The organism is Streptomyces sp. EDA2-14, assembly GCF_054963755.1.
The window spans coordinates 70,277-91,866 of sequence record NZ_JBUEGE010000013.1 but is presented as its reverse complement, the minus strand read 5'-3'; the positions used below and the strand labels follow the sequence as shown (position 1 = coordinate 91,866).

At 70.6% G+C, this 21,590-nt stretch carries 21 protein-coding genes; 9 read left to right on the top strand and 12 right to left on the bottom strand.

What is annotated here, in order from left to right:
* The first annotated feature begins 11 nt into the window (after window positions 1-11).
* Both ACY34M_RS27265 and ACY34M_RS27260 read left to right on the top strand, forming a co-directional pair.
* Window positions 12-1,310, top strand: a complete 1,299-nt coding sequence (locus tag ACY34M_RS27265; RefSeq protein ID WP_462722366.1) for a M18 family aminopeptidase — start codon at window positions 12-14, stop codon at window positions 1,308-1,310.
* Window positions 1,311-1,407: 97 nt separating this feature from the next.
* Window positions 1,408-1,632 (top strand): DUF6458 family protein, encoded by a 225-nt coding sequence (locus ACY34M_RS27260; RefSeq protein ID WP_462722365.1) that lies wholly within the window; start codon window positions 1,408-1,410, stop codon window positions 1,630-1,632.
* 3 nt (window positions 1,633-1,635) lie between these two features.
* Here the strand turns inward: ACY34M_RS27260 and ACY34M_RS27255 are convergent, their stop codons facing one another.
* Window positions 1,636-3,459, bottom strand: a complete 1,824-nt coding sequence (locus ACY34M_RS27255; RefSeq protein ID WP_462722364.1) for a thioredoxin-like domain-containing protein — start codon at window positions 3,457-3,459, stop codon at window positions 1,636-1,638.
* Between the two features lie 3 nt (window positions 3,460-3,462).
* Entirely contained in the window at window positions 3,463-3,852 is a 390-nt protein-coding gene (locus tag ACY34M_RS27250; RefSeq protein ID WP_462722363.1) for a cupin domain-containing protein, read from the bottom strand.
* Between the two features lie 53 nt (window positions 3,853-3,905).
* Here ACY34M_RS27250 and ACY34M_RS27245 point away from each other — a divergent pair, with 53 nt between their 5' ends.
* Complete coding sequence (locus ACY34M_RS27245; RefSeq protein WP_462722362.1) at window positions 3,906-4,880, top strand: helix-turn-helix domain-containing protein; 975 nt, start codon at window positions 3,906-3,908, stop codon at window positions 4,878-4,880.
* 92 nt (window positions 4,881-4,972) lie between these two features.
* On the opposite strand, the gene ACY34M_RS27240 is transcribed toward ACY34M_RS27245, so the two are convergent.
* Window positions 4,973-6,493, bottom strand: a complete 1,521-nt coding sequence (locus tag ACY34M_RS27240; protein WP_462722361.1) for an FG-GAP-like repeat-containing protein — start codon at window positions 6,491-6,493, stop codon at window positions 4,973-4,975.
* Window positions 6,494-6,685: 192 nt separating this feature from the next.
* Between ACY34M_RS27240 and ACY34M_RS27235 the strand changes: the two genes are divergently transcribed.
* Window positions 6,686-7,186 (top strand): LURP-one-related/scramblase family protein, encoded by a 501-nt coding sequence (locus ACY34M_RS27235; RefSeq protein WP_462722360.1) that lies wholly within the window; start codon window positions 6,686-6,688, stop codon window positions 7,184-7,186.
* Window positions 7,187-7,217: 31 nt separating this feature from the next.
* Here the strand turns inward: ACY34M_RS27235 and ACY34M_RS27230 are convergent, their stop codons facing one another.
* On the bottom strand, window positions 7,218-8,054 hold the full coding sequence (locus tag ACY34M_RS27230) for a carbon-nitrogen family hydrolase (protein ID WP_462722359.1): 837 nt from the start codon (window positions 8,052-8,054) through the stop codon (window positions 7,218-7,220).
* A 179-nt stretch (window positions 8,055-8,233) separates the two neighbouring features.
* On the opposite strand from ACY34M_RS27230, the gene ACY34M_RS27225 reads away from it, so the two are divergent.
* Window positions 8,234-9,058, top strand: coding sequence for a maleylpyruvate isomerase family mycothiol-dependent enzyme (locus ACY34M_RS27225; RefSeq protein ID WP_462722358.1), 825 nt, complete (start codon window positions 8,234-8,236; stop codon window positions 9,056-9,058).
* A 102-nt stretch (window positions 9,059-9,160) separates the two neighbouring features.
* On the opposite strand, the gene ACY34M_RS27220 is transcribed toward ACY34M_RS27225, so the two are convergent.
* The gene (locus ACY34M_RS27220) at window positions 9,161-10,483 is read right to left on the bottom strand and encodes an MFS transporter (RefSeq protein ID WP_462722357.1); all 1,323 of its coding nucleotides are present in this window, start codon (window positions 10,481-10,483) and stop codon (window positions 9,161-9,163) included.
* The gene (locus ACY34M_RS27215) at window positions 10,480-11,154 is read right to left on the bottom strand and encodes a GntR family transcriptional regulator (RefSeq protein WP_462722356.1); all 675 of its coding nucleotides are present in this window, start codon (window positions 11,152-11,154) and stop codon (window positions 10,480-10,482) included. The genes ACY34M_RS27220 and ACY34M_RS27215 overlap by 4 nt, the downstream gene beginning before the upstream one ends.
* A 189-nt stretch (window positions 11,155-11,343) precedes the next feature.
* Here ACY34M_RS27215 and ACY34M_RS27210 point away from each other — a divergent pair, with 189 nt between their 5' ends.
* Window positions 11,344-12,201, top strand: coding sequence for a D-alanyl-D-alanine carboxypeptidase family protein (locus tag ACY34M_RS27210; protein WP_462722499.1), 858 nt, complete (start codon window positions 11,344-11,346; stop codon window positions 12,199-12,201).
* Between the two features lie 78 nt (window positions 12,202-12,279).
* On the opposite strand, the gene ACY34M_RS27205 is transcribed toward ACY34M_RS27210, so the two are convergent.
* Genes ACY34M_RS27205 through pdhA form a run of 3 tightly spaced genes read right to left on the bottom strand, consistent with a single transcriptional unit; the run spans window position 12,280 to window position 16,060 of the window.
* Window positions 12,280-13,617 carry a dihydrolipoamide acetyltransferase family protein gene (locus ACY34M_RS27205; RefSeq protein ID WP_462723404.1) on the bottom strand — a complete coding sequence of 446 codons (1,338 nt, stop codon included), beginning with the start codon at window positions 13,615-13,617 and terminating at the stop codon, window positions 12,280-12,282.
* A gap of 14 nt (window positions 13,618-13,631) precedes the next feature.
* Complete coding sequence (locus ACY34M_RS27200) at window positions 13,632-14,612, bottom strand: alpha-ketoacid dehydrogenase subunit beta (RefSeq protein ID WP_462723405.1); 981 nt, start codon at window positions 14,610-14,612, stop codon at window positions 13,632-13,634.
* 5 nt (window positions 14,613-14,617) lie between these two features.
* Window positions 14,618-16,060: a pyruvate dehydrogenase (acetyl-transferring) E1 component subunit alpha gene (gene pdhA / locus ACY34M_RS27195; protein WP_462723406.1), complete on the bottom strand. Its 1,443-nt coding sequence runs from the start codon at window positions 16,058-16,060 to the stop codon at window positions 14,618-14,620.
* Window positions 16,061-16,264: 204 nt separating this feature from the next.
* Between pdhA and ACY34M_RS27190 the strand changes: the two genes are divergently transcribed.
* On the top strand, window positions 16,265-16,921 hold the full coding sequence (locus tag ACY34M_RS27190) for a response regulator (protein WP_462723407.1): 657 nt from the start codon (window positions 16,265-16,267) through the stop codon (window positions 16,919-16,921).
* Between the two features lie 111 nt (window positions 16,922-17,032).
* Window positions 17,033-17,497, top strand: a complete 465-nt coding sequence (locus ACY34M_RS27185; protein ID WP_462723408.1) for a pyridoxamine 5'-phosphate oxidase family protein — start codon at window positions 17,033-17,035, stop codon at window positions 17,495-17,497.
* Window positions 17,498-17,518: 21 nt separating this feature from the next.
* Here ACY34M_RS27185 and ACY34M_RS27180 read toward each other — a convergent pair whose 3' ends face one another.
* Together ACY34M_RS27180 and ACY34M_RS27175 are read right to left on the bottom strand one after the other, a co-directional pair.
* Complete coding sequence (locus ACY34M_RS27180) at window positions 17,519-19,108, bottom strand: protein kinase domain-containing protein (protein WP_462723409.1); 1,590 nt, start codon at window positions 19,106-19,108, stop codon at window positions 17,519-17,521.
* Window positions 19,109-19,427: 319 nt separating this feature from the next.
* Window positions 19,428-19,976 (bottom strand): bacterial proteasome activator family protein, encoded by a 549-nt coding sequence (locus ACY34M_RS27175; protein WP_462723410.1) that lies wholly within the window; start codon window positions 19,974-19,976, stop codon window positions 19,428-19,430.
* Window positions 19,977-20,136: 160 nt separating this feature from the next.
* Here ACY34M_RS27175 and ACY34M_RS27170 point away from each other — a divergent pair, with 160 nt between their 5' ends.
* On the top strand, window positions 20,137-20,517 hold the full coding sequence (locus tag ACY34M_RS27170) for a hypothetical protein (protein WP_462723411.1): 381 nt from the start codon (window positions 20,137-20,139) through the stop codon (window positions 20,515-20,517).
* Between the two features lie 22 nt (window positions 20,518-20,539).
* Here ACY34M_RS27170 and ACY34M_RS27165 read toward each other — a convergent pair whose 3' ends face one another.
* Window positions 20,540-21,520 (bottom strand): NAD(P)H-quinone oxidoreductase, encoded by a 981-nt coding sequence (locus tag ACY34M_RS27165; protein WP_462723412.1) that lies wholly within the window; start codon window positions 21,518-21,520, stop codon window positions 20,540-20,542.
* Window positions 21,521-21,590: the final 70 nt, after the last annotated feature.

Sequence of the window (21,590 nt, the reverse complement as noted above, 5' to 3'; positions counted from 1 at the left end):
GGCTTGGCCCCATGAACACCTCCTCCCGCCCCTTCGATCGCGGGCACACCGACGACCTGATATCCTTCCTCGCGGCGAGCCCCACGCCGTACCACGCCGTGGCCAACGTGGCCGCGCGCCTGGAGAAGGCTGGTTTCACACAGGTCTCGGAGACCGACGCCTGGGACGGGACCAGCGGAGGCAAGTTCGTGACGCGCGGCGGCGCGGTGATCGCCTGGTACGTGCCGCAGGGGGCCGGCGCCCACACCCCGTTCCGGATCGTCGGCGCGCACACCGACTCCCCGAACCTGCGCGTGAAGCCGCAGCCCGACATGGCGAGCAACGGCTGGCGCCAGGTCGCCGTGGAGATCTACGGCGGACCGCTGCTCAACTCGTGGCTCGACCGCGACCTCGGCCTCGCCGGACGCGTCTCACTGCGCGACGGCAGCGACCGCCTGGTCAACGTCGACCGGGCCCTGCTGCGCGTCCCGCAGCTCGCCGTGCACCTGGACCGCTCGGTGTCGACGGACGGCCTGAAGCTCGACAAGCAGCGCCACATGCAGCCCATCTGGGGCCTCGGCGGCGACGTCCACGAGGGCGACCTGATGGCGTTCCTGGAGGACGAGAACGGCCTGGGCCGCGGCGACATCACCGGCTGGGACCTCATGACGTACGCGATCGAGGCACCGGCCTACCTGGGCCGCGACAAGGAGCTCGTCGCCGGTCCCCGCATGGACAACCTGCTGTCCGTGCACGCCTGCACCGCCGCGCTCGTCGAGGCCGGCAAGCGGGACGACCTCCCGTACATCCCCGTGTTCGCCGCGTTCGACCACGAGGAGAACGGCTCGCAGTCCGACACCGGCGCCGACGGCCCGCTGCTCGGCACCGTCCTGGAGCGTTCGGTGTTCGCGCGCGGCGGCTCGTACGAGGACCGGGCGCGCGCCTTCGCGGGCACGATCTGCCTCTCCTCCGACACCGGCCACGCCGTGCACCCGAACTACGGGGAGCGCCACGACCCCACGCACCACCCGCGCGCAGGCGGCGGCCCGATCCTCAAGGTGAACGTCAACAACCGCTACGCGACGGACGGCGCGGGCCGCTCGGTCTTCGCCGCGGCGTGCGAAAAGGCGGGCGTCCCGTTCCAGTCGTTCGTGTCGAACAACGCGATGCCGTGCGGCACGACGATCGGCCCGATCACCGCGGCCCGGCACGGCATCAAGACCGTCGACATCGGCGCGGCGATCCTCTCCATGCACAGCGTGCGCGAACTGTGCGGCGCCGACGACCCGTATCTGCTGGCGAACGCGCTGACCGCGTTCCTGGAGGGCTGAGCGCGTCCTTCCACGCCAACTGCGGTGTGATGCCGAGGGGTTCGGGGGTACCCGGCCCCCGCACGCACATCCGTACACACCGCAGGAGGCGGACCTGATGAGCCTTGGGGGTTGCATCATCCTGATCGCCGTCGGCGCGATCCTCGCATTCGCGACCGACTGGCACATGGAGAGCGTCAACCTCGACCTGGTCGGCTGGATTCTGATGATCGTCGGCCTGATCGGGGTCTTCGTGTTCCGCAGCATCGGCAAGCGTCGAGGCCTGGCCCCACGGTCAGGCCGCACCACCGTGATCGAGGAAGAGCGGGACCGTCACATCTAGGTCCTACGCGTCACGGTCGTCCATCCCCGCGAGCACCAGCGGAAGCCGCTCGACCCCGCCCTCGGCGACGCGCACCGGAACGCCCCAGTCCTGCTGGTGAACATGGCAGGCCGGGTACTCGTTCTCCGGGTCGTCGTCGCACGAGGCGGCCATCGCCGAGACGTGCAGCACGCCTTCGGTGACGTCGGGGTTCAGGGTCAGTGCGCGGGCGAGATCGGCGCCCGCGCCGTCCCCTGCCACCAACAGTTCGGGAGGCGTCGACGAGACGAGCAGCCGGGTCGACGGGCCGTACCGGGTGTCGAGCTTCTGCCCGGCCGGGGCCTGGAAGACCACGTCCAACTCGAGCTGCCCGCCCGCCACTTCGGTCGCGGCGCGCTGCGTGCGGTGGGCGACGGACTCGACGCGCACGGCCTCCTCGGGAAGCCGCAGCCGGGTCAGCCGGTGCCGCGCGGACTCGACGACGACCACGTCCCCGTCGACGACGAGCGCGTCGCTCGGCTCCCGCAGATCGGTGGCCAACGTGCTGACCCGGCCCGTCGCCGGGTCGTAGCGCCGCAGGGCGTGGTTGTACGTGTCCGAGACCGCGACCGAGCCGTCGGGCAGCGCGGTGACGCCCAACGGGTGCTGGAGCAGCGCCTGTCCGGCGTCCCCGTCGCGGTGCCCGAAGTCGAAGAGGCCGGTGCCGACGGCGGTGTGCACGGCGCCGTCCCCGTCCACGTACCGCAGCGCGCTGGTCTCGGAGTCGGCGACCCACAGCCGCTCCCCGGTGGCCGCGAGCCCCGACGGCTGCGCGAACCAGGCCTCGGCGCCCGGCCCGTCCACCAGCCCCTCGTTCGTCGTACCGGCCGCGACGGCGACCGTCCCCGCCCCGGGGTCGTACGTCCACAGCTGGTGCACACCGGCCATGGCGATCCACACCTTGCCGCCGAAGACGGCGACGTCCCAGGGGGAGGAGAGATCGACGTCGAGGGCCGGACCGCTGGTCGCAGACCCCTGCCACCACTGCTTCCCGGTGCCGGCGACGGTGGTGATCGCGCCGGTCGGCAGATCCACGGCGCGCAGCGCGTGATTCACGGTGTCGGCGACGACAACGGTGCCCTCGTCAAGAAGAGCAAGCCCCTGCGGCTCATTGAAGGAGTCCGGCCCGAACCCCCGCTCCCCACTCCCGATCCGCCGCACGACGGCCTCCCCGTCGGCCTCCAGCTCCACCAGCTGATGCCGCGTCGTGTCGCTGACCAGGAAGTTCCCCGACGGCAGCAGCAGCGCCTTGCCGGGGAAACGCAGGTCCGTCGCCACCGGCTCGGGCGCCACGTACGGGCCGTCGCCGCGCCGCAGCGTCCCCTTCGCCGCGTGCTCCTCCTCCAGCTCCCCGACCAGCTTCTCGATCGCGTGCGCATGCCCCTCACCGGCGTGCTGCGCGACGACGTACCCCTCGGGGTCGATCACGACGAGCGTGGGCCAGGCGCGGACCGCGTACTGCTTCCACGTGGCGAGCTCCGGATCGTCGAGCACCGGGTGCTCCACCCCGTACCGCTCGACGGCATCGACGACCGCCGCGTGCTCGGCCTCGTGCACGAACTTCGGCGAGTGCACCCCGATGATCACGACGCTGTCCCGGTGCTTCTCCTCCAGCTCCCGCAGCTCGTCGAGGACGTGCAGGCAGTTGATGCAGCAAAAGGTCCAGAAATCCAAGATCACGACGCGTCCGCGCAGGTCGGCGAGGGTGTACTCACTGCCTCCCGTGTTCAGCCAGCCGCCCTTTCCGACCAGCTCGGGGGCACGGACACGGGCTCGGCGGGGCTTGGGGGCGGGCGCGGAGTCGTTCATGCTTCAAGCGTGCCACGTGTGTCCCGTCGTCGAGTCGACGTGGGCCGGTACGGGGTCGTGGGCGTCGCCGGTCGTGGGGGTGCCGGTGGGTTCCAGGAGGAGGATGGCGGTGCCGGGGGCCGCGTGCGGCTTGTGCCAGGTGCCGCGGGGGACGGTGAAGACGGAGCCGCGGGGGAGGACGACGTCGCGTTCCCCGGCGGGCTCGCGCAGGGCGATCGTGAGCTCGCCCTCGACGACCAGGAAGAACTCGTCGGTGTCCTCGTGCACGTGCCAGACGTGCTCGCCCTCGGCCTTGGCGAGGCGAATGTCGTAGTCGTTGACCGACGTGACGATGCGGGGGCTCCACAGGGCGTCGAAGGTCTTCAGGGCGGCGGGGAGCGAGACGGGTTCCATGACGTTCATCCTCCGGGCCGCCCCTGGCTGCGGACGAGTGCTAGAAATCGCGTATGCCGCAAGGATCCTCGCACCGTGTCGAGCACGTCGTCGTCCTCGTCGACGAGGGCGTCAACCCCTTCGAAGTCGGCGTCGCCACCGAGGTGTTCGGGCTGCCGCGGCCGGAACTCGGCGACAGGGCGCCCCTGTACACGCTGACGTTGTGCACCCCGCATCCCGGCATCCGCATGAACCACGGCTTCTTCACGCTGGCGGGGGCGGCCGGTCTGGAGGCCGTGGACCGCGCCGACACCCTCATCGTTCCGGGGCGTCCCGACAATGTCGTGCCGCGCACCGAGGCCGTGCTCGAAGCCGTCCGGCGGGCTCATGCGCGTGGTGCGCGGATCGCCAGTTTCTGCACCGGGACGTTCGCGCTCGCCGAGGCAGGACTGCTCGACGGACGGCGGGCCACGACGCACTGGCGGTGGGCCAAGCAGTTCCGGGCGCTGCACCCGAAGGTGCGGCTCGAACCGGACGTGCTGTTCGTCGACGAGGGCGACGTGCTGACCGCGGCGGGCAGCGCGGCCGCGCTCGACCTGGGGCTGTATCTCGTGCGGCGCGACCACGGCGCCGAGATCGCCGCCTCCGTGTCCCGGCGGCTCGTCTTCGCGGCGCATCGGGACGGCGGGCAGCGGCAGTTCATCGAGCGGCCGGTGCCCGAGGTGCGGGACACCTCGCTCGCGCCCGTGCTCGACTGGGCGCTGGAGCGGCTCGGCGAACCCCTCACCGTCGCCGCGCTCGCCACCCGCGCGGCCGTCAGCCCGGCCACCCTGCACCGCCGGTTCCGCGCCGAACTCGGTACGACACCGCTGGCCTGGCTGCTCGGCGAGCGGATCGCCCTGGCCTGCCGGATCATCGAGCGCGGCGAGGAGCGGATCGACGTCGTGGCGGCGCGGAGCGGTCTCGGCAGCGCCGCGAATCTCCGGGCGCACCTGAAGCGGGCGACGGGGCTGAGCCCGTCGGCGTACCGGAAGCGGTTCGGAGGCTGAAGCCGGGGGGCCGTGCGGCGTTGCGGGTTCCGAAGCGACAGGGCCGCACCCCGTGACGGGGTGCGGCCCTGGCTGTTGGCGCGGTGGGTGGGTTACCGCAGGGGGTTGCCGAAGAGGGCCTTGGTGTCCGGGGCGCCGAGGTCCTTCGGGTTGAAGGCGGTCGAGCCGGACGCCGTGATGCCGGTGGCGGTGCCGGGGAACGACCAGACGGCGCCGGCCGACGCGTTCTCCCCGGTCGCGGAGACCGCGAGGTCGCGGTGGCCGTCGCCGTTGGTGTCGAGCAGCTGGCAGCCCGAACCGAACGCGTCGCCCGACTCGGCGACGCCCGGCACGTCCGCCGTGTTCTGGTTGAACACCTGGGAGCCCTCGCCGGTCACGCCGTCCGCGGAGCCGTGCAGCAGCGCGAAGGAGCCGGCGTTGGTCAGGCCGCTGAAGTCCTCGCCCGCGATGCCGAGGGCGACCTCGGCCTTGCCGTCGCCGTCCACGTCGGCCACGGAGACGCAGGAGCCGAGCTTGTCGCCGGCCTCCTGGGCGCCGTAGAAGCCGGGCAGGCTCTGGTCGAAGGACTGCGTGGCGTCGCCGTCGAGGCCGTCCTTCGAGCCGAACGCGACGGTGACCTTCTCGTTGTCGGAGTCGGAGCCGACGACCAGGTCGTCGATGCCGTCGCCGTTCACGTCACCGGAGGCCAGTTCCCCCTGGGTCTCCGGCGCCCAGCCGCGCTTGAAGCCCGAAGCACTGCCGTACAGCACGGTGTTGTTCCACATGCCGTCGCCGTTGTACGAGCGCAGCGCGAGGTCGTCGCGGCCGTCGCCGTTGAGGTCGCCGACGGCCTTGAAGAAGACCGGGCCGGTCGTCGAGTCCGGGCCGTCCACGCAGCCGTACTCGTCGTCGACGCAGGTCGCGTCGTCCGCGCCGTAGCCCCACCACTCGGACTTGTCCATGAAGTTGAGCTTCTGGGCGGGGGCGCCCTCGCGGGAGATCGGGCCCTTCCACAGGGCGGCGCCCTGGTGCTCGGGGTCGTCGCCGTAAGAGCCCATGTCGGCGAGGAGGGCCAGGTCGGGCTTGCCGTCGCCGTCGAAGTCGCCGATCTGCGGCGACCTTCCGTACGTGGCGATCTTCGTGCCGCCGGTCAGGCCGGAGGGCGAGCCCCAGAGGATGACGCTGCCAGCGTCCTTGCTCTTGGAGCCGATCACGAGGTCGCTGTAGCCGTCGCCGTCCAGGTCGCCCTTGGTGAGGTACTCGCCGAACGCCTCCTTGGCCGCGGCCGAGCCGGGTACCCCGCTGGTGGAGCGGGAGATCAGCTTCTTGTTGGCCGGCTTGAGCCCGGTCGCCGAGCCGTACGTCACCGCGACGTAGCCGGCCTGCGCCTGGCCGGAGATGGTGCCTCCGGGCGCGGCGGTGACGAGGTCGGCGTACCCGTCGCCGTTGAAGTCCTCGGCGGGGTCGGCCTTTCCTGCGGCCGCCTTGGCGGCGGTGGTGGTTCCGGTGGAGATCGCCCCCGTGGCCGCCTGGGCCGGGGTCAGTGACACGGCGGTCAGGCCGCCCGCGACGAGGGCCGCGGACAGCAGGCCGATCCGGTTCCTGCGGACACTGTGGGGTCGTGCGCGCAACATTGCGGTTCCTTTGGTCGTAAGGTCACGTCCACCTCATACGACCCAATAATTCCTCGAATGGTTGCAGGACCCACTGAACTCGCGTTCTACGTGCACCTTTTCGAGTCCCGTGCGTTGCGCCGTTCCCCCATCCGGCTCCGAAAGGGCGCCGCGAAGGGGGTCCTCCTCCGACTTTCGGGCACTGATGGACGTATGCGCTACGAAGTGAGAGAGCGGATCTTCGGGATCGGCGAGGACTACTGGATCGAGGACGAGCAGGGCCGCAAGGCGTTCCTCGTCGACGGCAAGGCGATGCGGCTGCGGGACACCTTCGAGCTCAAGGGTCCCGACGGGCAGGTCCTCATCGACATCCACAAGAAGGTGTTCGCGCTGCGCGACACGATGGTCATCGAGCGCGGTGACGAGGAGCTGGCCCGCATCAAGCGCAAGCGGCTCTCGCTGCTGCGCAACCACTACCGCGTGCAGCTGGCCGACGGCGACACCGAACTCGACGTCAGCGGCAAGATCCTGGACCGCGAGTTCGCCGTCGAGTACGAGGGTGAGCTGCTGGCCGAGATCTCGCGGCGGTGGCTGCGGGTACGGGACACCTACGGCGTCAACGTGGTCCGCGAGGACGCGGATCCGGCGCTCCTGATCGCGGTGGCGGTCTGCGTGATCCACCTGGCGGAGAAGGAACGGGGGGTGGTGGACTGATCCCCCGCCCGCCGTACACCCACGGCCGGGCTCAGGCCCGGCGAGTCGGCGCCGCGAGCCCCAGCCGGCGGTCCTTCAGTGCCGGGAACTTCTCGCGGGTGACCCCGACCTTCGCCGGGTCGAACTCCACCCGCAGCACCTCTTCCCCGTCCCCCGCCTCCGCGAGCACCTCACCCCACGGATCGACCGCGATGCTGTGCCCGGCCTGCGCGATCCCCGCATGCGTACCGGCGCTCCCGCACGCCAGCACGAACGCCTGGTTCTCCACGGCCCGCGCCTGCGCCAGCAACGTCCAGTGCGAACGCCTCCGCTCCGGCCACCCCGCCGACACGATCAGCGTCTGCGCACCCCGGTCGACAAGTCCCCGGTACAGCTCGGGGAACCGCAGGTCGTAGCAGGTCGTGATGCCGGCGACGGTCTCCGGCAGCCGGACCGTCACCAGTTCCTCGCCCGCACCCATCAGCACGGCCTCGCCCTTGTCGAAGCCGAACCGGTGGATCTTCCGGTAGGCGGCGGCGAGTTCACCGTCGGGGGAGAAGACGAGCGACGTGTTGTAGAGCGGGCCCTCGCCCGCGGCGGAGCCGCTGTCGGATGCCGTGCGCTCCGGGATCGACCCGGCGTGCAGCCACACGTTCGCTTCGCGCGCCGCCTTGGCCATCGCCTCGAAGGTCGGCCCCTCCAGCGGTTCCGCCTCCGTGGAGAACCGCTCGTAGGCGAAGGCCCCGGTCGTCCACAGCTCGGGGAGCACGACGAGATCGGCGACGCCGGCCTCGGCCCGTACCAGTGAACTCACGCGCTCCCGGCGGGCGTTGACCGACTCGACCGTATTGTCGTCATTTACCGCGATCTGGATGAGCGAGGCGCGCACACTACCACCGTCCTGGCATTCGAGCCGTCGGCTCTACGTCAACAACAGCCCTACGTTCGTCACACCAAAGCACTGCCGGGGTGCCTACGGGCAGCGTAACTTAGCCTCTCAAGACACCCACGTTCGTGCCCGACGACCGTCTAAACGCCCGTGTACAACCGCTCGAGGGGTCCCCTTCCGTGAGTCTCCACCCCAGCCTTCAGACCTACGCCGACGCCTGGACCCACTCCGTGGAAGCGATATCCGAGCTGGTCACACCGCTCGCAGAGGGGGAATGGAACCGGGCCACGCCGTGTCCGGGCTGGTCGGTGCGCGACGTCGTCTCGCACGTGATCGGGACCGACTGCGAGATGCTCGGCGACCCGCGCCCCATCCATACGCTGCCCCGCGACCTCTACCACGTGCAGACCGAGTCGCAGCGGTACCAGGAGGTCCAGGTCGACATACGCCGGCACCACACGGCACCCGAAATGGTCTCCGAGCTCGAGTACACGATCATCCGCCGCTCCCGGCACCTGCGGAACGACTCCCGCGACCCCTCGACCATCGTGCGCGGCCCGCGCGGCATCGAGGAGACCCTCGAATTCGCCATGCGCAGGCGGGCGTTCGACATCTGGGCGCACGAGCAGGATCTGCGCTGGGCCCTCGGCAAGCCCGGCAACCTCGACTCCCCGGGTGCGCACGTCACCCGTGACCTGCTGCTGTCGATCCTGCCGAAGCTCGTCACGAAGGACGCGGGCGCGCCCGCGAACTCGGCCGTCGTCTTCGATGTGCACGGGCCCGTGGAGTTCCTGCGCACGGTACGGGTGGACGCGGACGGCAAGGGCACGATCGACAGTTCGCCGTCGCTGGGGCCGGCGGTGACGATCGCGCTGGACTGGGAGACGTACGTCCGTCTGTCCTGCGGCCGCGTGACGCTGGACGCTGTGTCGGACCGGGTGAAGACGGAGGGCGACGCGGACCTCGCGGCGGCGATCCTCTCGTCCCTGACGGTGACGCCCTGACGCACGGGGCGGCCCACCGTCCCCACGCCGCGGGGCTCCGCCCCGGACCCCGCGCCTCAATCGCCGGCGGGGCTTGATCTACCGGCACCGGCCCCCGCCGGGTCACACCGGGACGTGGACCGAGGCCACCCGGGAAGCCACCAGGCGCTCGCGCTCGGCGCGGGCCGCCCGCCCCCGCAGCCGAAGGATCTGGCTCACGCCGATCGCCTCGAGGACGAACACCGCGGAGAACGCCACCCGGTAGTTGTCGCCGGTCGCATCCAGCAGCACCCCCACCGCGAGCAGCGTCGTCATCGAGGCGATGAAACCGCCCATGTTGACGATCCCGGACGCCGTCCCCTGCCGCTCCGGCGGATTCGCCGGCCGCGCGAAGTCGAACCCGATCATCGAGGCGGGCCCGCACGCGCCCAGCACCACGCACATCACCACGAGCAGCCACATGGGCGCCTGCCCCGGCCACACCACGGGCATCGCCCACAGCACCGCGGTCGTCGCCACGGTCCCGAGCGCGAGCGGCAACCGCGCCGCGTGGTGCCGCGCCACGATCTGCCCGTACACGAGCCCGACGGCCATGTTGGACAGCACCACGAGCGTCAGCAGCTCACCGGCCGTCCCCCGCGAGAGCCCCTGCGCCTCCACCAGGAACGGCAGCCCCCACAGCAGCAGGAACACCATCGCGGGGAACTGCGTCGAGAAGTGCACCCAGAGCCCGAGCCGCGTCCCCGGCTCCCGCCACGTCGCCGCGATCTGCCCGCGCACATACGCCGCGCCCTTGTGCGTGACGGGGAAAGGAGCGGGCTCGAAGCCCTCGGGGTGGTCCTTGAGGAACAGCAGCATCAGCACGAGCACCAGGACACCCGCGAGCGCGCTGCCCGCGAACGCGGCCTCCCACCCGATGCCGTGCAGCAGCCGGGCCAGCACCAGCGTGGAGACGAGATTGCCCGCCATGCCGACCAGACCGGCGAGCTGCGCCACCAGTGGCCCGCGCCGCGCCGGGAACCACCGCGTGCCGAGCCGCAGCACGCTGATGAAGGTCATGGCGTCGCCGCAGCCGAGCAGCCCGCGCGAGACGAGCGCCATCGAGTACGACGAGGAGAACGCGAAGCCCAGCTGTCCGACCGTGAACAGGACCACGCCCAGCGTCAGCACCTTCTTGGTGCCGAGCCGGTCGACCATCAGGCCCACGGGTATCTGCATGCCCGCGTAGACGAGCAGCTGGAGGATCGAGAACGTCGAGAGGGCGGAGGCGTTGATGTGGAAGCGTTCGACGGCGTCCAGGCCGGCCACGCCCAACGACGTGCGGAAGATGACGGCGACGAAGTAGACGGCGACGCCGATCGCCCAGACGGCGACGGCCCGCCGCCCGCCGGGCGGATCGCCGGGCAGGGACATGGAGGAGGGGGAAGAGGAGGAGGCTGAACTCATCGCTCGTCACCCCGCGCCAGGCCTCGCACCCAGCTGACGTGCCGGCGCACGACGGCGACGGCCGCGTCCTCGTCCGCGGCGCGCAGGGCGTCGAGGATCTCGCTGTGCTCGGAGAGCGTCTTCGCGATGCGGTCCGGGTGCGAGCGCATCACGGCGACGCCCATCCTCAGCTGCCGGTCGCGCAACTGGTCGTAGATGCGGGACAGGATCTCGTTGCCCCCACTGCGGACGATCTCCGCATGGAAGCAGCGGTCGGTGGCGGCGGCCTCGGTGAACTGTCCGGCGGCGGCCTGCGCCCGCTGTTCCTCCAGGAGTTCCGTGAGGCGCGCGATGAGCTGCGGCCGCGCGGGCACGGCCGCCTTGCGCACCGCGTGCTCCTCGACGAGCAGCCGGGTCTCCACGACGTCCTCGATCTCCTGCGCGGAGACCGGCAGGACCAGGGCGCCCTTCTTCGGGTAGAGCTTGAGCAGCCCCTCGACCTCCAGCTTGAGCAGCGCCTCCCGCACGGGCGTGCGGGAGACCCCGACGGCCTCGGCGAGCTCGCCCTCGGTGAGCAGCGTCCCGCCTTCGTAGCTGCGCTCGAGGACGCCTCGCTTTACGTGGTCGTAGACGCGTTCGGCGGCTGGTGGGCGCTTCTCGGCAGGGGCCTTTTCAGTGACGGTCGAGGGCATGCGCACATCATAGATACAACACGTACGCAAGCACGGGGGCGTCCATCATGCGGGACGCGCGCCTCTGCGCCCCCTGCCGCACGCAACCGTCGAGTCGCTTCACGTGTCTCACACACGGCACCCCCATTCCCAAGGGGCGTTCTCTCAGGGACATTTGGAGCAATCGACTTGAAAAATCGCATAGCGGGCATTGCCGTTCTCGTCGCCGGAACCGTGATCTCCGGCACCGCGCTGACCACCACCGCGCAGGCCGCCACGGCGCCGGCCAAGCCGACGATCGCCGCGGCCGGCGGCTATGTGATGAACAACGGGACGGGCTCGAGCCTGTTCACGAAGGCCGCGGACACCCGCAGATCCACCGGCTCCACCACCAAGATCATGACGGCGAAGGTGGTGCTCGCCCAGACGAATCTGAACCTGGACTCCAAGGTCACGATCCAGAAGGCGTACAGCGACTACATCGTCAAGAACACCGCGTCGTCGGCCCGGCTGATCGTCGGCGACAAGGTCACCGTCCGCCAGCTGCTGTACGGGCTGATGCTGCCCTCGGGCTGCGACGCGGCGTACGCGCTCGCGGACAAGTTCGGCTCGGGCTCGACCCGTGCGGCGCGCGTGAAGTCCTTCATCGGCAAGATGAACAAGGCCGCCACCGACATGGGCCTGAAGAACACCCACTTCGATTCGTTCGACGGCATTGGAAAGGGCTCCAACTACTCGACACCGCGCGACATCACGAAGATCGCGTCGTCGGCGATGAAGAACTCGACGTTCCGGTCCGTCGTGAAGACCAAGTCGACGAAGCAGAAGGTCACGACGAAGTCCGGCGGCTACCGCTACATGTCGTGGTCCAACACGAACAACCTGCTCGGTACGTACTCCGGCACCATCGGCGTCAAGACCGGTTCGGGCCCGGAGGCCGGGTACTGCCTGGTCTTCGCGGCGACGCGGAGCGGGAAGACCGTCATCGGGACGGTGCTGAAGTCGACGTCCGTCAATGCGCGGACGTCGGACGCGAAGAAGCTGATGGACTACGGGTTCAAGAAGTAGTCGTCATCTCGCCCTGCGACGGGGCTGGGGTCCGGGGCGCTGCCCCGGACCCCGCGCCTCAATCGCCGGCGGGGCTTACTAGGCCCACGTAATCAGCCGCTTCGGGCGCTCCAGGATCGCCGCCACGTCGGCCAGCACCTTGGAGCCCAGCTCGCCGTCGACCAGCCGGTGGTCGAAGGACAGGGCCAGCGTCGTCACCTGACGCGGCTTCACCTTGCCCTTGTGGACCCACGGCTGGAGCTTGATCGCTCCGATGGCGAGGATCGCCGACTCACCGGGGTTCAGGATCGGCGTACCGGTGTCGACGCCGAACACACCCACGTTGGTGATCGTGACGGTCCCGCCCTGCATCGCGGCCGGGGACGTCCTGCCCTCGCGCGCCGTGGACACCAGCTCGCCCAGCGCGGACGCCAGTTCGGGCAGGGTCTTGGCCTGCGCGTCCTTGATGTTCGGCACGATCAGCCCGCGCGGGGTGGCCGCGGCGATGCCCAGATTCACGTAAGTCTTCTGGACGATCTCCTGGTTCGCCTCGTCCCAGGCCGCGTTGACCTCGGGGTTGCGCTTGATCGCGACGAGCAGCGCCTTGGAGATGAGCAGCAGCGGATTGACCCGCAGCCCCGCCATGTCCTTGTCGCCCTTGAGCTCCTCGACGAGCTTCATCGTGCGCGTCACGTCGATGGTCACGAACTCCGTGACGTGCGGAGCCGTGAACTTCGAGTTCACCATCGCCTGCGCGGTCGCCTTGCGCACACCCTTGATCGGGATCCGGGTCTCGCGGACGGAGTCGTACGAGGCCGGGGCCGGGGCCGCCGCCGCGGCCGGTGCGGCGACGGGCTCGGGGGCCTCGGGCGCGGGCGCGGGCGCGACCGCCGCGTGCACGTCCTCGCGCGTGATGATCCCGTCCGAGCCGGACGGGATCACGGTGGCGAGGTCGACCCCGAGGTCCTTGGCGAGCTTGCGCACGGGGGGCTTGGCGAGGGGCCGGGTGAGGGTGGCGGTGCCGTTCGAGGCGGCGGCCTCCACCCCGTTGGCCCCCTTGCGGGCGCGACGCTTCGTGGAGGACTCGGAGACGCCGTACCCCACCAGCACGGGCTGGCGGCCCTGAGGCGCCTCGGCCTCGGCCTCACCCTCGGCCTCCGGCTCGGCCGCCGCGGGCTCGGGGGCGGCGGGCGCCTCCCCGGCCACGTCAACCGAAATGATCACCTGGCCGACGTCGACCGTCGTGCCCTCGGGGAAGAGCAGCTCCCGGACCACCCCGTCGTACGGGATCGGCAGCTCGACGGCCGCCTTCGCGGTCTCGACCTCGCACACGACCTGGCCGTCCTCGACGGAGTCGCCGGGCTGGACGTACCACTTGAGGATCTCGGCCTCGGTCAGGCCTTCGCCCACGTCGGGCATCTTGAACTCACGAGCCATGATTCAGCCCCCTCTCAGTACGCCAGCGAACGGTCGACGGCATCGAGCACCCGGTCGAGCCCCGGCAGGTACTCCTCCTCCAGGCGCGCCGGCGGGTACGGCGCGTGGTACCCGCCGACCCGCAGCACGGGCGCCTCCAGGTGGTAGAAGGACCGCTCGGTGATCCGGGCCGCCAGCTCCGCGCCGGAGCCGAGGAAGACGGGCGCCTCGTGCACGATGACGAGGCGGCGGGTCTTCTCCACCGACGTCTGCACGGCGTCGAAGTCCATGGGCGAGATGGAGCGCAGGTCGAGGACCTCGAGGGACTTGCCCTCCTCCTGGGCGGCCGCGGCGGCCTCCAGGCAGACCTTGACCATGGGTCCGTAGGCGGCGAGCGTCAGATCGCTGCCCTCGCGCGCGACGGCGGCCTTGTGCAGGTCGCCGGGGACCGCGTCGGTGTCGACCTCGCCCTTGTCCCAGTAGCGGCGCTTGGGCTCGAAGAAGATCACCGGGTCGTCGCTCTGAATGGCCTGCTGGAGCATCCAGTAGGCGTCGCTCGCGTTCGACGGCGAGACCACCTTGAGGCCCGGCACGTGCGCGAACAGCGTCTCGGGCGACTCGCTGTGGTGCTCGACCGCGCCGATGCCGCCGCCGTACGGGATGCGGATGACGACCGGCGTCTTGATCTTGCCGAGCGCGCGGGCGTGCATCTTCGCGAGCTGCGTGACGATCTGGTCGTACGCGGGGAAGACGAATCCGTCGAACTGGATCTCCACGACGGGCCGGTAGCCGCGCAGGGCGAGGCCGATCGCGGTGCCGACGATGCCGGACTCGGCGAGCGGGGTGTCGATGACCCGGTCCTCGCCGAAGTCCTTCTGCAGTCCGTCGGTGACGCGGAAGACGCCGCCGAGCTTGCCGACGTCCTCGCCCATGACGAGGACCTTCGGGTCGTTGTCGAGCGCCGTGCGCAGCGACTCGTTGATCGCCTTGGCGATCGGAAGCTTCTGTACAGCCATGATCGTCAGGCCTCCCCGTCAGCTGCATCGGCGAACGACGCCTGGTAGGCGGCGAACTGCGCGCGCTCCTCGTCGACGAGCGCGTGCCCGTCCGCGTACACGTTCTCGAAGATCGCCATGAGGTCCGGGTCCGGCATGGCCCGTACGACATCGCGTACTCGCTTGCCCAACGTCTCGCTCTCGGCGTCGAGTTCCGCGAAGAATCCCTCGTCCGTGTCCGTTTGGGACTCCAGGTACGCGCGCAGGCGCAGGATCGGGTCCTTCGCCTCCCACGACACGCGCTCGTCGTCGGAGCGGTACTTCGACGGGTCGTCGGACGTGGTGTGCGCGCCCATGCGGTACGTGAACGCCTCGATGAGCGCCGGGCCCTCGCCCTGCCGGGCCCGGTCCAGGGCCCAGCGCGTGACGGCGAGGCAGGCCAGCACGTCGTTGCCGTCCACGCGCACGCCGGGGAAGCCGAAGCCCTGCGCGCGCTGGTAGAGCGGCACGCGCATCTGGCGCTCGGTGGGCTCGGAGATCGCCCACTGGTTGTTCTGGCAGAAGAACACGACGGGGGCGTTGTAGACGGCCCCGAAGTTGAAGGCCTCCAGGACGTCGCCCTGGCTGGAGGCGCCGTCGCCGAAGTACGCGATCACCGAGCTGTCCGCGCCGTCCTTGGCGACGCCCATCGCGTAGCCGGTGGCGTGCAGCGCCTGCGAGCCGATGACGATCGTGTAGAGGTGGAAGTTGTTGCTGTTCGGGTCCCAGCCGCCGTGGTTCACGCCGCGGAACATGCCGAGCAGGTTGGTCGGGTCGACCCCGCGGCACCAGGCGACGCCGTGCTCGCGGTAGGTCGGGAAGACGTAGTCGTCCTCACGGGTGGCCCGGCCGGAGCCGATCTGGGCCGCCTCCTGGCCGAGCAGCGAGGCCCACAGGCCCAGCTCGCCCTGGCGCTGCAGTGCGGTGGCCTCGGCGTCGAAGCGGCGGGTGAGGACCATGTCGCGGTACAGGCCGCGCAGTTCGTCGTCGGTGATGTCGGCGACGTACCGGTCGTAGTCGGGGTTCTCGACCCGCTCGCCCTCAGGGGTCAGCAGCTGCACCAGGTCGCTCTGCGGCGCCGCGGCCTTGGTCGCCTTCTTGGCGGCCGCCTTCGCGGGGGCCTTCGCGGCGCCGGTCTTGGCGGCGGCGGTCTTGCCGGGGGACTTCTTCGCAGACTTCTTCGCAGCGGTCCGCTTGCGCGGCGGCTGTGCCTTCTGCGCTGCGGCAGTGCTGTCGGCACTGTCTACGGTCACGTGTGCTCCTCCGTCGGTCCGGCCCCGGGATTGCCGGATGGCCAGTCGGCTCGGCTCGCCTGATCCGTCCACGCACGGGGTGGGTGCGAGGCGCCGGCAACAGGCGTGACAAGTGCTCCGGCAAGCACCCTTCACCCAGCACGTTACCCAGTGGGTCACACATCTGCGAAACCCCATCTGACCTGCGATTTTGCTTGGATTTCCAAGTAGTTCGTTGGTTGGATTTCCTAGTATCGCGAGGGAAGACGAAGCGTCGCAGGTCACAGCTGTGCGACGGGTCCTGGATCTCAGCCTGGCAGGGGGCCGGAACACCGGCACGTTATCCCGGTCACCCCACGATCATCTAGAGCGCGGCGAAGGTTCGTGTGTGAGACTGAATCCGTGCGCGAAGACGGAAAAATCCATGTATTTCTGCTCGACGATCACGAGGTGGTCCGCCGCGGCGTCCATGAGCTGCTGTCGGTGGAGGACGACATCGAGGTGGTCGGCGAGGCAGGAACGGCCGCGGACGCCCTGGTCCGCATCCCCGCGACCAGGCCGGACGTGGCGGTGCTCGACGTGCGCCTGCCGGACGGCAGCGGGGTCGAGGTGTGCCGGGAGATCCGCTCCCGGGACGAGTCGATCAAGTGCCTGATGCTGACGTCGTTCGCGGACGACGAGGCGCTCTTCGACGCGATCATGGCCGGCGCCTCCGGGTACGTGCTGAAGGCGATCCGCGGCAATGAGCTGCTCACCGCCGTGCGGGACGTCGCCTCCGGAAAGTCGCTGCTCGACCCGGTCGCCACGGCCCGCGTCCTGGAGCGGCTGCGCGACGGCGGCCGCAAGAGCGACGACAAGCTCTCCGGCCTCACCGACCAGGAGCGCAAGATCCTGGACCTGATCGGCGAGGGGCTGACCAACCGGGTCATCGGCGAGCGCCTGCACCTCGCCGAGAAGACGATCAAGAACTATGTGTCCAGCCTGCTGTCGAAGCTCGGCATGGAGCGCCGCTCCCAGGCGGCCGCCTACGTCGCCCGTATGCAGGCGGAGAAGCACTGACGGCTCCCCCGCCGCCCTTCCGGGATGCCCGCCCCCACAGGACCTATGTCATACGTGTCCGGGGGCGGGTTCCTCTGTTCCGGCGCGGCGATCACGGCGCAGAGTGGTGACATGCCCTCCGACCCGCAGAAGGACCAGCAGCAGGCCCCGCAGGGGGCTGCGCGGCAGGACCACGCCCGCGCCTTCGAACTGCTCGCCGGCGTGCCCTACGGCCGCGTGGCGACCAGCATGCGCGCCCTGCCCTTCCTCGCCTCCGCCCGGCACGTCGTGGCCGACGGACGGCTGCTGCTGCGCATGCACCGCGGCTACGGCTACCACGTGGCGTGCATCGGCAGCGTCGTCGCCTACGGGGCGGACAACCTCGGCCAGGAGCGCCCCGAGGACGCGGGCCAGTGGTCGGTGCAGTGCGTCGGCACCTGCGAGCAGATCGAGCCGACCACGGACGAACTGGAGCTCTTCGGGGCCACCCCGCATTACGCGGACGGCGAGCCCTACGAACCGGTCTACCTGCGCGTCGCCCCGCAGTTCATGACGGTGCACGAGCTGCGGGGCGGATCGGCGCGGCCGGGGCGCTAGCCCCGGCGGAGGCGGGGCGTCCTACTGGGTGCCGTCGCCGCCGCCCGTCTCGCCGCCGATGACGCCCTCGGTGGCGCCGCCGGTGTCACCGCCGGTGTCGCCGCCCGTGCCGCCGTTGCCGTCGTCGGGCGGCGTGGGCGTCGCGGACTGGGTCGGCTTCTCCGACGACTGCGTCGGGGTCGGGTCCTCGCTCGTCGGCTCGTTCGTCGGCTCGTCGGACTGCGTCGGCGACGGGTTGTCCGTGGTGGGCTGCTGCGTCGGCGTGTAGCCGGTGTCGCCGCCCGTGCTGGTGCCCGGCTCCTCGGTCGCGCCCTGCGACTCGTCGTCGGACGACTTGCTCGGCTTCGAGCTCGTCTCGGACTGGGTGGCGCTCGGCGACTTCTTGTTGCCGGGCTCCTTGTTGTTGTCGTCGCCGCTGAGCGCCCAGGCGACGCCCACCGCGATCGCGATCACCGCGAGCACGGCGACGATCCAGAGCTTGCCGCGGCCGCCCCCGCCCTTGCCGTTCCCGCCGCCCTCGAAGCCGCCGTCGTCGCCGCCCGGCGGGCGCAGCATCGGCTGCGGGGCCGTGCCGCCGTCCGGGTGCTGCATCGCCGTGGTGGCGGCGACGCCCATCGCGGGCGTGGAGCCGCCCGTGTGCCCGTCGATCGGGCCGGTGTTCCAGGTGCCGGTGTGGCCGCCCTGCTCGTACAGCATCTGCAGGCCGTACTGGACGAGCCCGCGCATCTCCTCGGCCGTCTGGAACCGGTCGTCCGGGTCCTTGGCGAGGGAGCGCATCACCAGGCCGTCCAGCTCCGGCGGTACCTCGTCCAGGACCTCGGAAGGCAGCACGGGGGTGTCCTGGACGTGTTGGTAGACGACGGACAGCGGGGTCTCACCGGTGAACGGCGGGCGCAGCGCGAGAAGTTCGTAGAGCAGGCAGCCGACCGCGTACAGGTCGGAGCGGTGGTCGACGGCCTTGCCGAGGGCCTGCTCGGGCGAGAGGTACTGGGGCGTGCCCATGACCATGCCGGTCTGCGTCATCGTCGACTGCGCGCCGTGCAGGGCGCGCGCGATGCCGAAGTCCATCACCTTGACCGCACCGGTGTTGGTGATGATCACGTTGGCGGGCTTGATGTCGCGGTGCACGATTCCGTGCTGGTGCGAATAGGCGAGCGCTTCGAGGACACCCGAGACGATGATCAGGGCCTGTTCGGCACCCGGAGCCTCGGCGCTGAGCAGCAGGTCGCGGATGGTGCGACCCTCGACCAGCTCCATGACGATGTACGGAACGGTGCTTCCGGCGACGACGTCCTCGCCGGAGTCGTAGACCGCGACGACGGCGTGGTGGTTCAGCCCCGCGACGGACTGTGCCTCGCGGGTGAAGCGGGCCTTGGAGACCGGGTCCTCGGCGAGGTCGGAGCGGAGCAGCTTGACGGCGACGGTGCGGCCGAGGCGTACGTCCTCGGCGGCGAACACCTCCGCCATGCCACCCCGGCCCAGTCTGCCGGTGAGGCGATATCGCCCATCCCCGACGAGCCCGCCGTTACCCCAGTTCTCCGGCGCATCTGACATACCGCCGCCAGTCGCCTCGGGGTCGGACGGGCCCTGAGCGCGCTGCTGCTGTGCCATCAGTCCTCGCCGTCGTGTTTGTCCGTGCTGCCGGATCCATACATCGGAGTACGCGCGGTTGCGAAATACCGACTCCGTCGGGCCACGCTACAGGCATCGGCCATGTCGCCGTTCCGAGATGGACGGGACATCCAACCCGTAGCTGTGCGGGCCTTGCAAATCGTGAGCAGGATTTTTATGGGGTGCCGATGGCGATTCCGTGATCACTTGGGGCGTTCGGCGCCGCGCCACGGTGGCCAAGTTCACGCACAAAAAGAAGGACCCGTCCGGAGACGGGTCCTTCTTTTGTGACTCTGGCCTGGCGGTACGGCCGTCGCGCCTAGAGGTACGGGCCGCCCGAGCGGCCTCCGGTGCGCGGGTCCTCGCCCTCTTCCTCGCCACCGCCGACGCCGGGCGGCAGTGCGCGGCGCATCTGCTCCAGCTGGGCGCGGGCCGCCATCTGCTGGGCGAACAACGTCGTCTGGATTCCGTGGAAAAGGCCCTCGAGCCAGCCCACCAGCTGGGCCTGCGCGATGCGCAGCTCGGCGTCGCTCGGGGTCGCCTCCTCCGTGAAGGGGAGGGAGAGCCGCTCCAGTTCCTCGACGAGTTCGGGGGCGAGGCCGTCCTCGAGTTCCTTGACCGAGCTGGAGTGGATCTCCTTGAGGCGCTGTCGGCTCGCCTCGTCCAGGGGAGCCGCGCGCACTTCTTCGAGCAGCTGCTTGATCATGCTGCCGATGCGCATCACCTTGGCGGGCTGTTCCACCATGTCGGTCACCGGGATCTCGCGGGACTCGTCGTCCCCACCGCCGCCGCCAAGCGCCATGCCGTCCTGGCCGACGACCAGGACCTGCGGGTTCTCGGGCGACTTCTCGTTCCTCGGCATCTCCATGCCGCCATTCTCTCGTACGCGGTTGTCACAACTCGGTGGTGCCCCCGTTCGGGGCTGATCCACCGTGTACGGCGAACCGAAATCCGGCGTGCCTGTTTTATCCCGCTATGTGAGGCTTGACGCAAGCGTCTGGACGAACCGGGAGCGGAAGGGGCTGGGGATGCGGCTTCGGTGGGTGGCCGGACTTCTCGTCTCCGCGCTGTTCTTCCTGGCGATGCTCTCTCTGGCGGCACCACCCGGGGCGTCGTACGCCGCTGAGCCCTCGCCGCACGGTTCCCTCGCGGGGAGCCGGGCCGGGGTGGGCCGGACCCCGCCGGGGCGCGCGCTGCCCACGCCGACCGAGACCGGGGCCGTACAGCCCCCGGCGCGCACCGAGCCCTCGCCGACCGTGTCGCAGGAGCCGCGCGAGCGGCCCACCCCTGAGCGGCAGGCCATCGGCCGACCCGGGGCCGGGCCCCTGGTGAACGTGCTGCCGCTGGGCGCGGGGCTGCTGCTCACGGGGCTCGGCCTCGGATTCCTGGCGCTGCGGCTGCGCCGGTGACCTGCGGCGCCCGCCGGGGTCGCTACGCGTTGGTGAGCAGGACCTTGCCGATGTGGCCCGACTCCTCCAGGACCCGGTGGCCCTGCGCGGCGTCGCTCATCGGCAGCGTGCGGTCCACGATCGGCCGCACATGGCCGCCCTCGACCAGCGGCCACACGTGCTCGGTCACCGCCGCGACGACCGACGCCTTCTCGGCCAGCGGGCGGGCCCGCAGCGTGGTCGCGGTGATGGCGCCGCGCTTGCCGAGCAGCGTGCCGATGTTCAGCTCGCCCTTGACGCCGCCCTGCATCCCGATGATGGCGAGCCGGCCGTTGACGGCGAGGGCGTCGACGTTCCGGTTCAGGTACTTGGCGCCCATGTTGTCGAGGATGACGTCGGCGCCGCCGCCCGCCGTGTTCTCGCGGATCTCCTCCACGAAGTCCTGCTCGCGGTAGTTGATCAGGATGTCCGCGCCGAGCTCCGCGCAGAAGTCCAGCTTCTCCTTGGTGCCGGCCGTGACCGCGACCTTCGCGCCGACGGCCTTCGCCAGCTGGATCGCCATGGTGCCGATGCCGCTGGAGCCGCCGTGCACGAGGAAGGTCTCGCCGGGGCGCAGGCCCGCGATCATGAAGACGTTGGACCAGACGGTGCAGGTCACCTCGGGCAGCGCGGCCGCCGTGACCAGGTCGAGGCCCTGCGGCACCGGAAGGAGCTGTCCGGCCGGGACGGCGACCTTCTCGGCATAGCCGCCGCCCACGAGCAGCGCGCACACCTCGTCGCCGACCGACCAGCCGGAGACGCCGTCGCCGAGCGCGACGATCCGGCCGGCGCACTCCAGGCCGGGATAGGGGGACGTACCGGGCGGCGGGTTGTAGAAGCCCTGCCGCTGGAGCAGATCGGCGCGGTTGACGGCACTGGAGACCACCTCGACCAGGACCTCACCCTCGCCGGGTACGGGGTCGGGGACCTCCGTCCAGACGAGCGCCTCGGGTCCGCCGGGTTCCGGGATCGTGATCGCATGCATGGCCGCGAGGCTACTCCCGTGGATCACTCGCGGGGAGACCGTCGCCCGGCCCGGCGCGGCCGGACGCGGC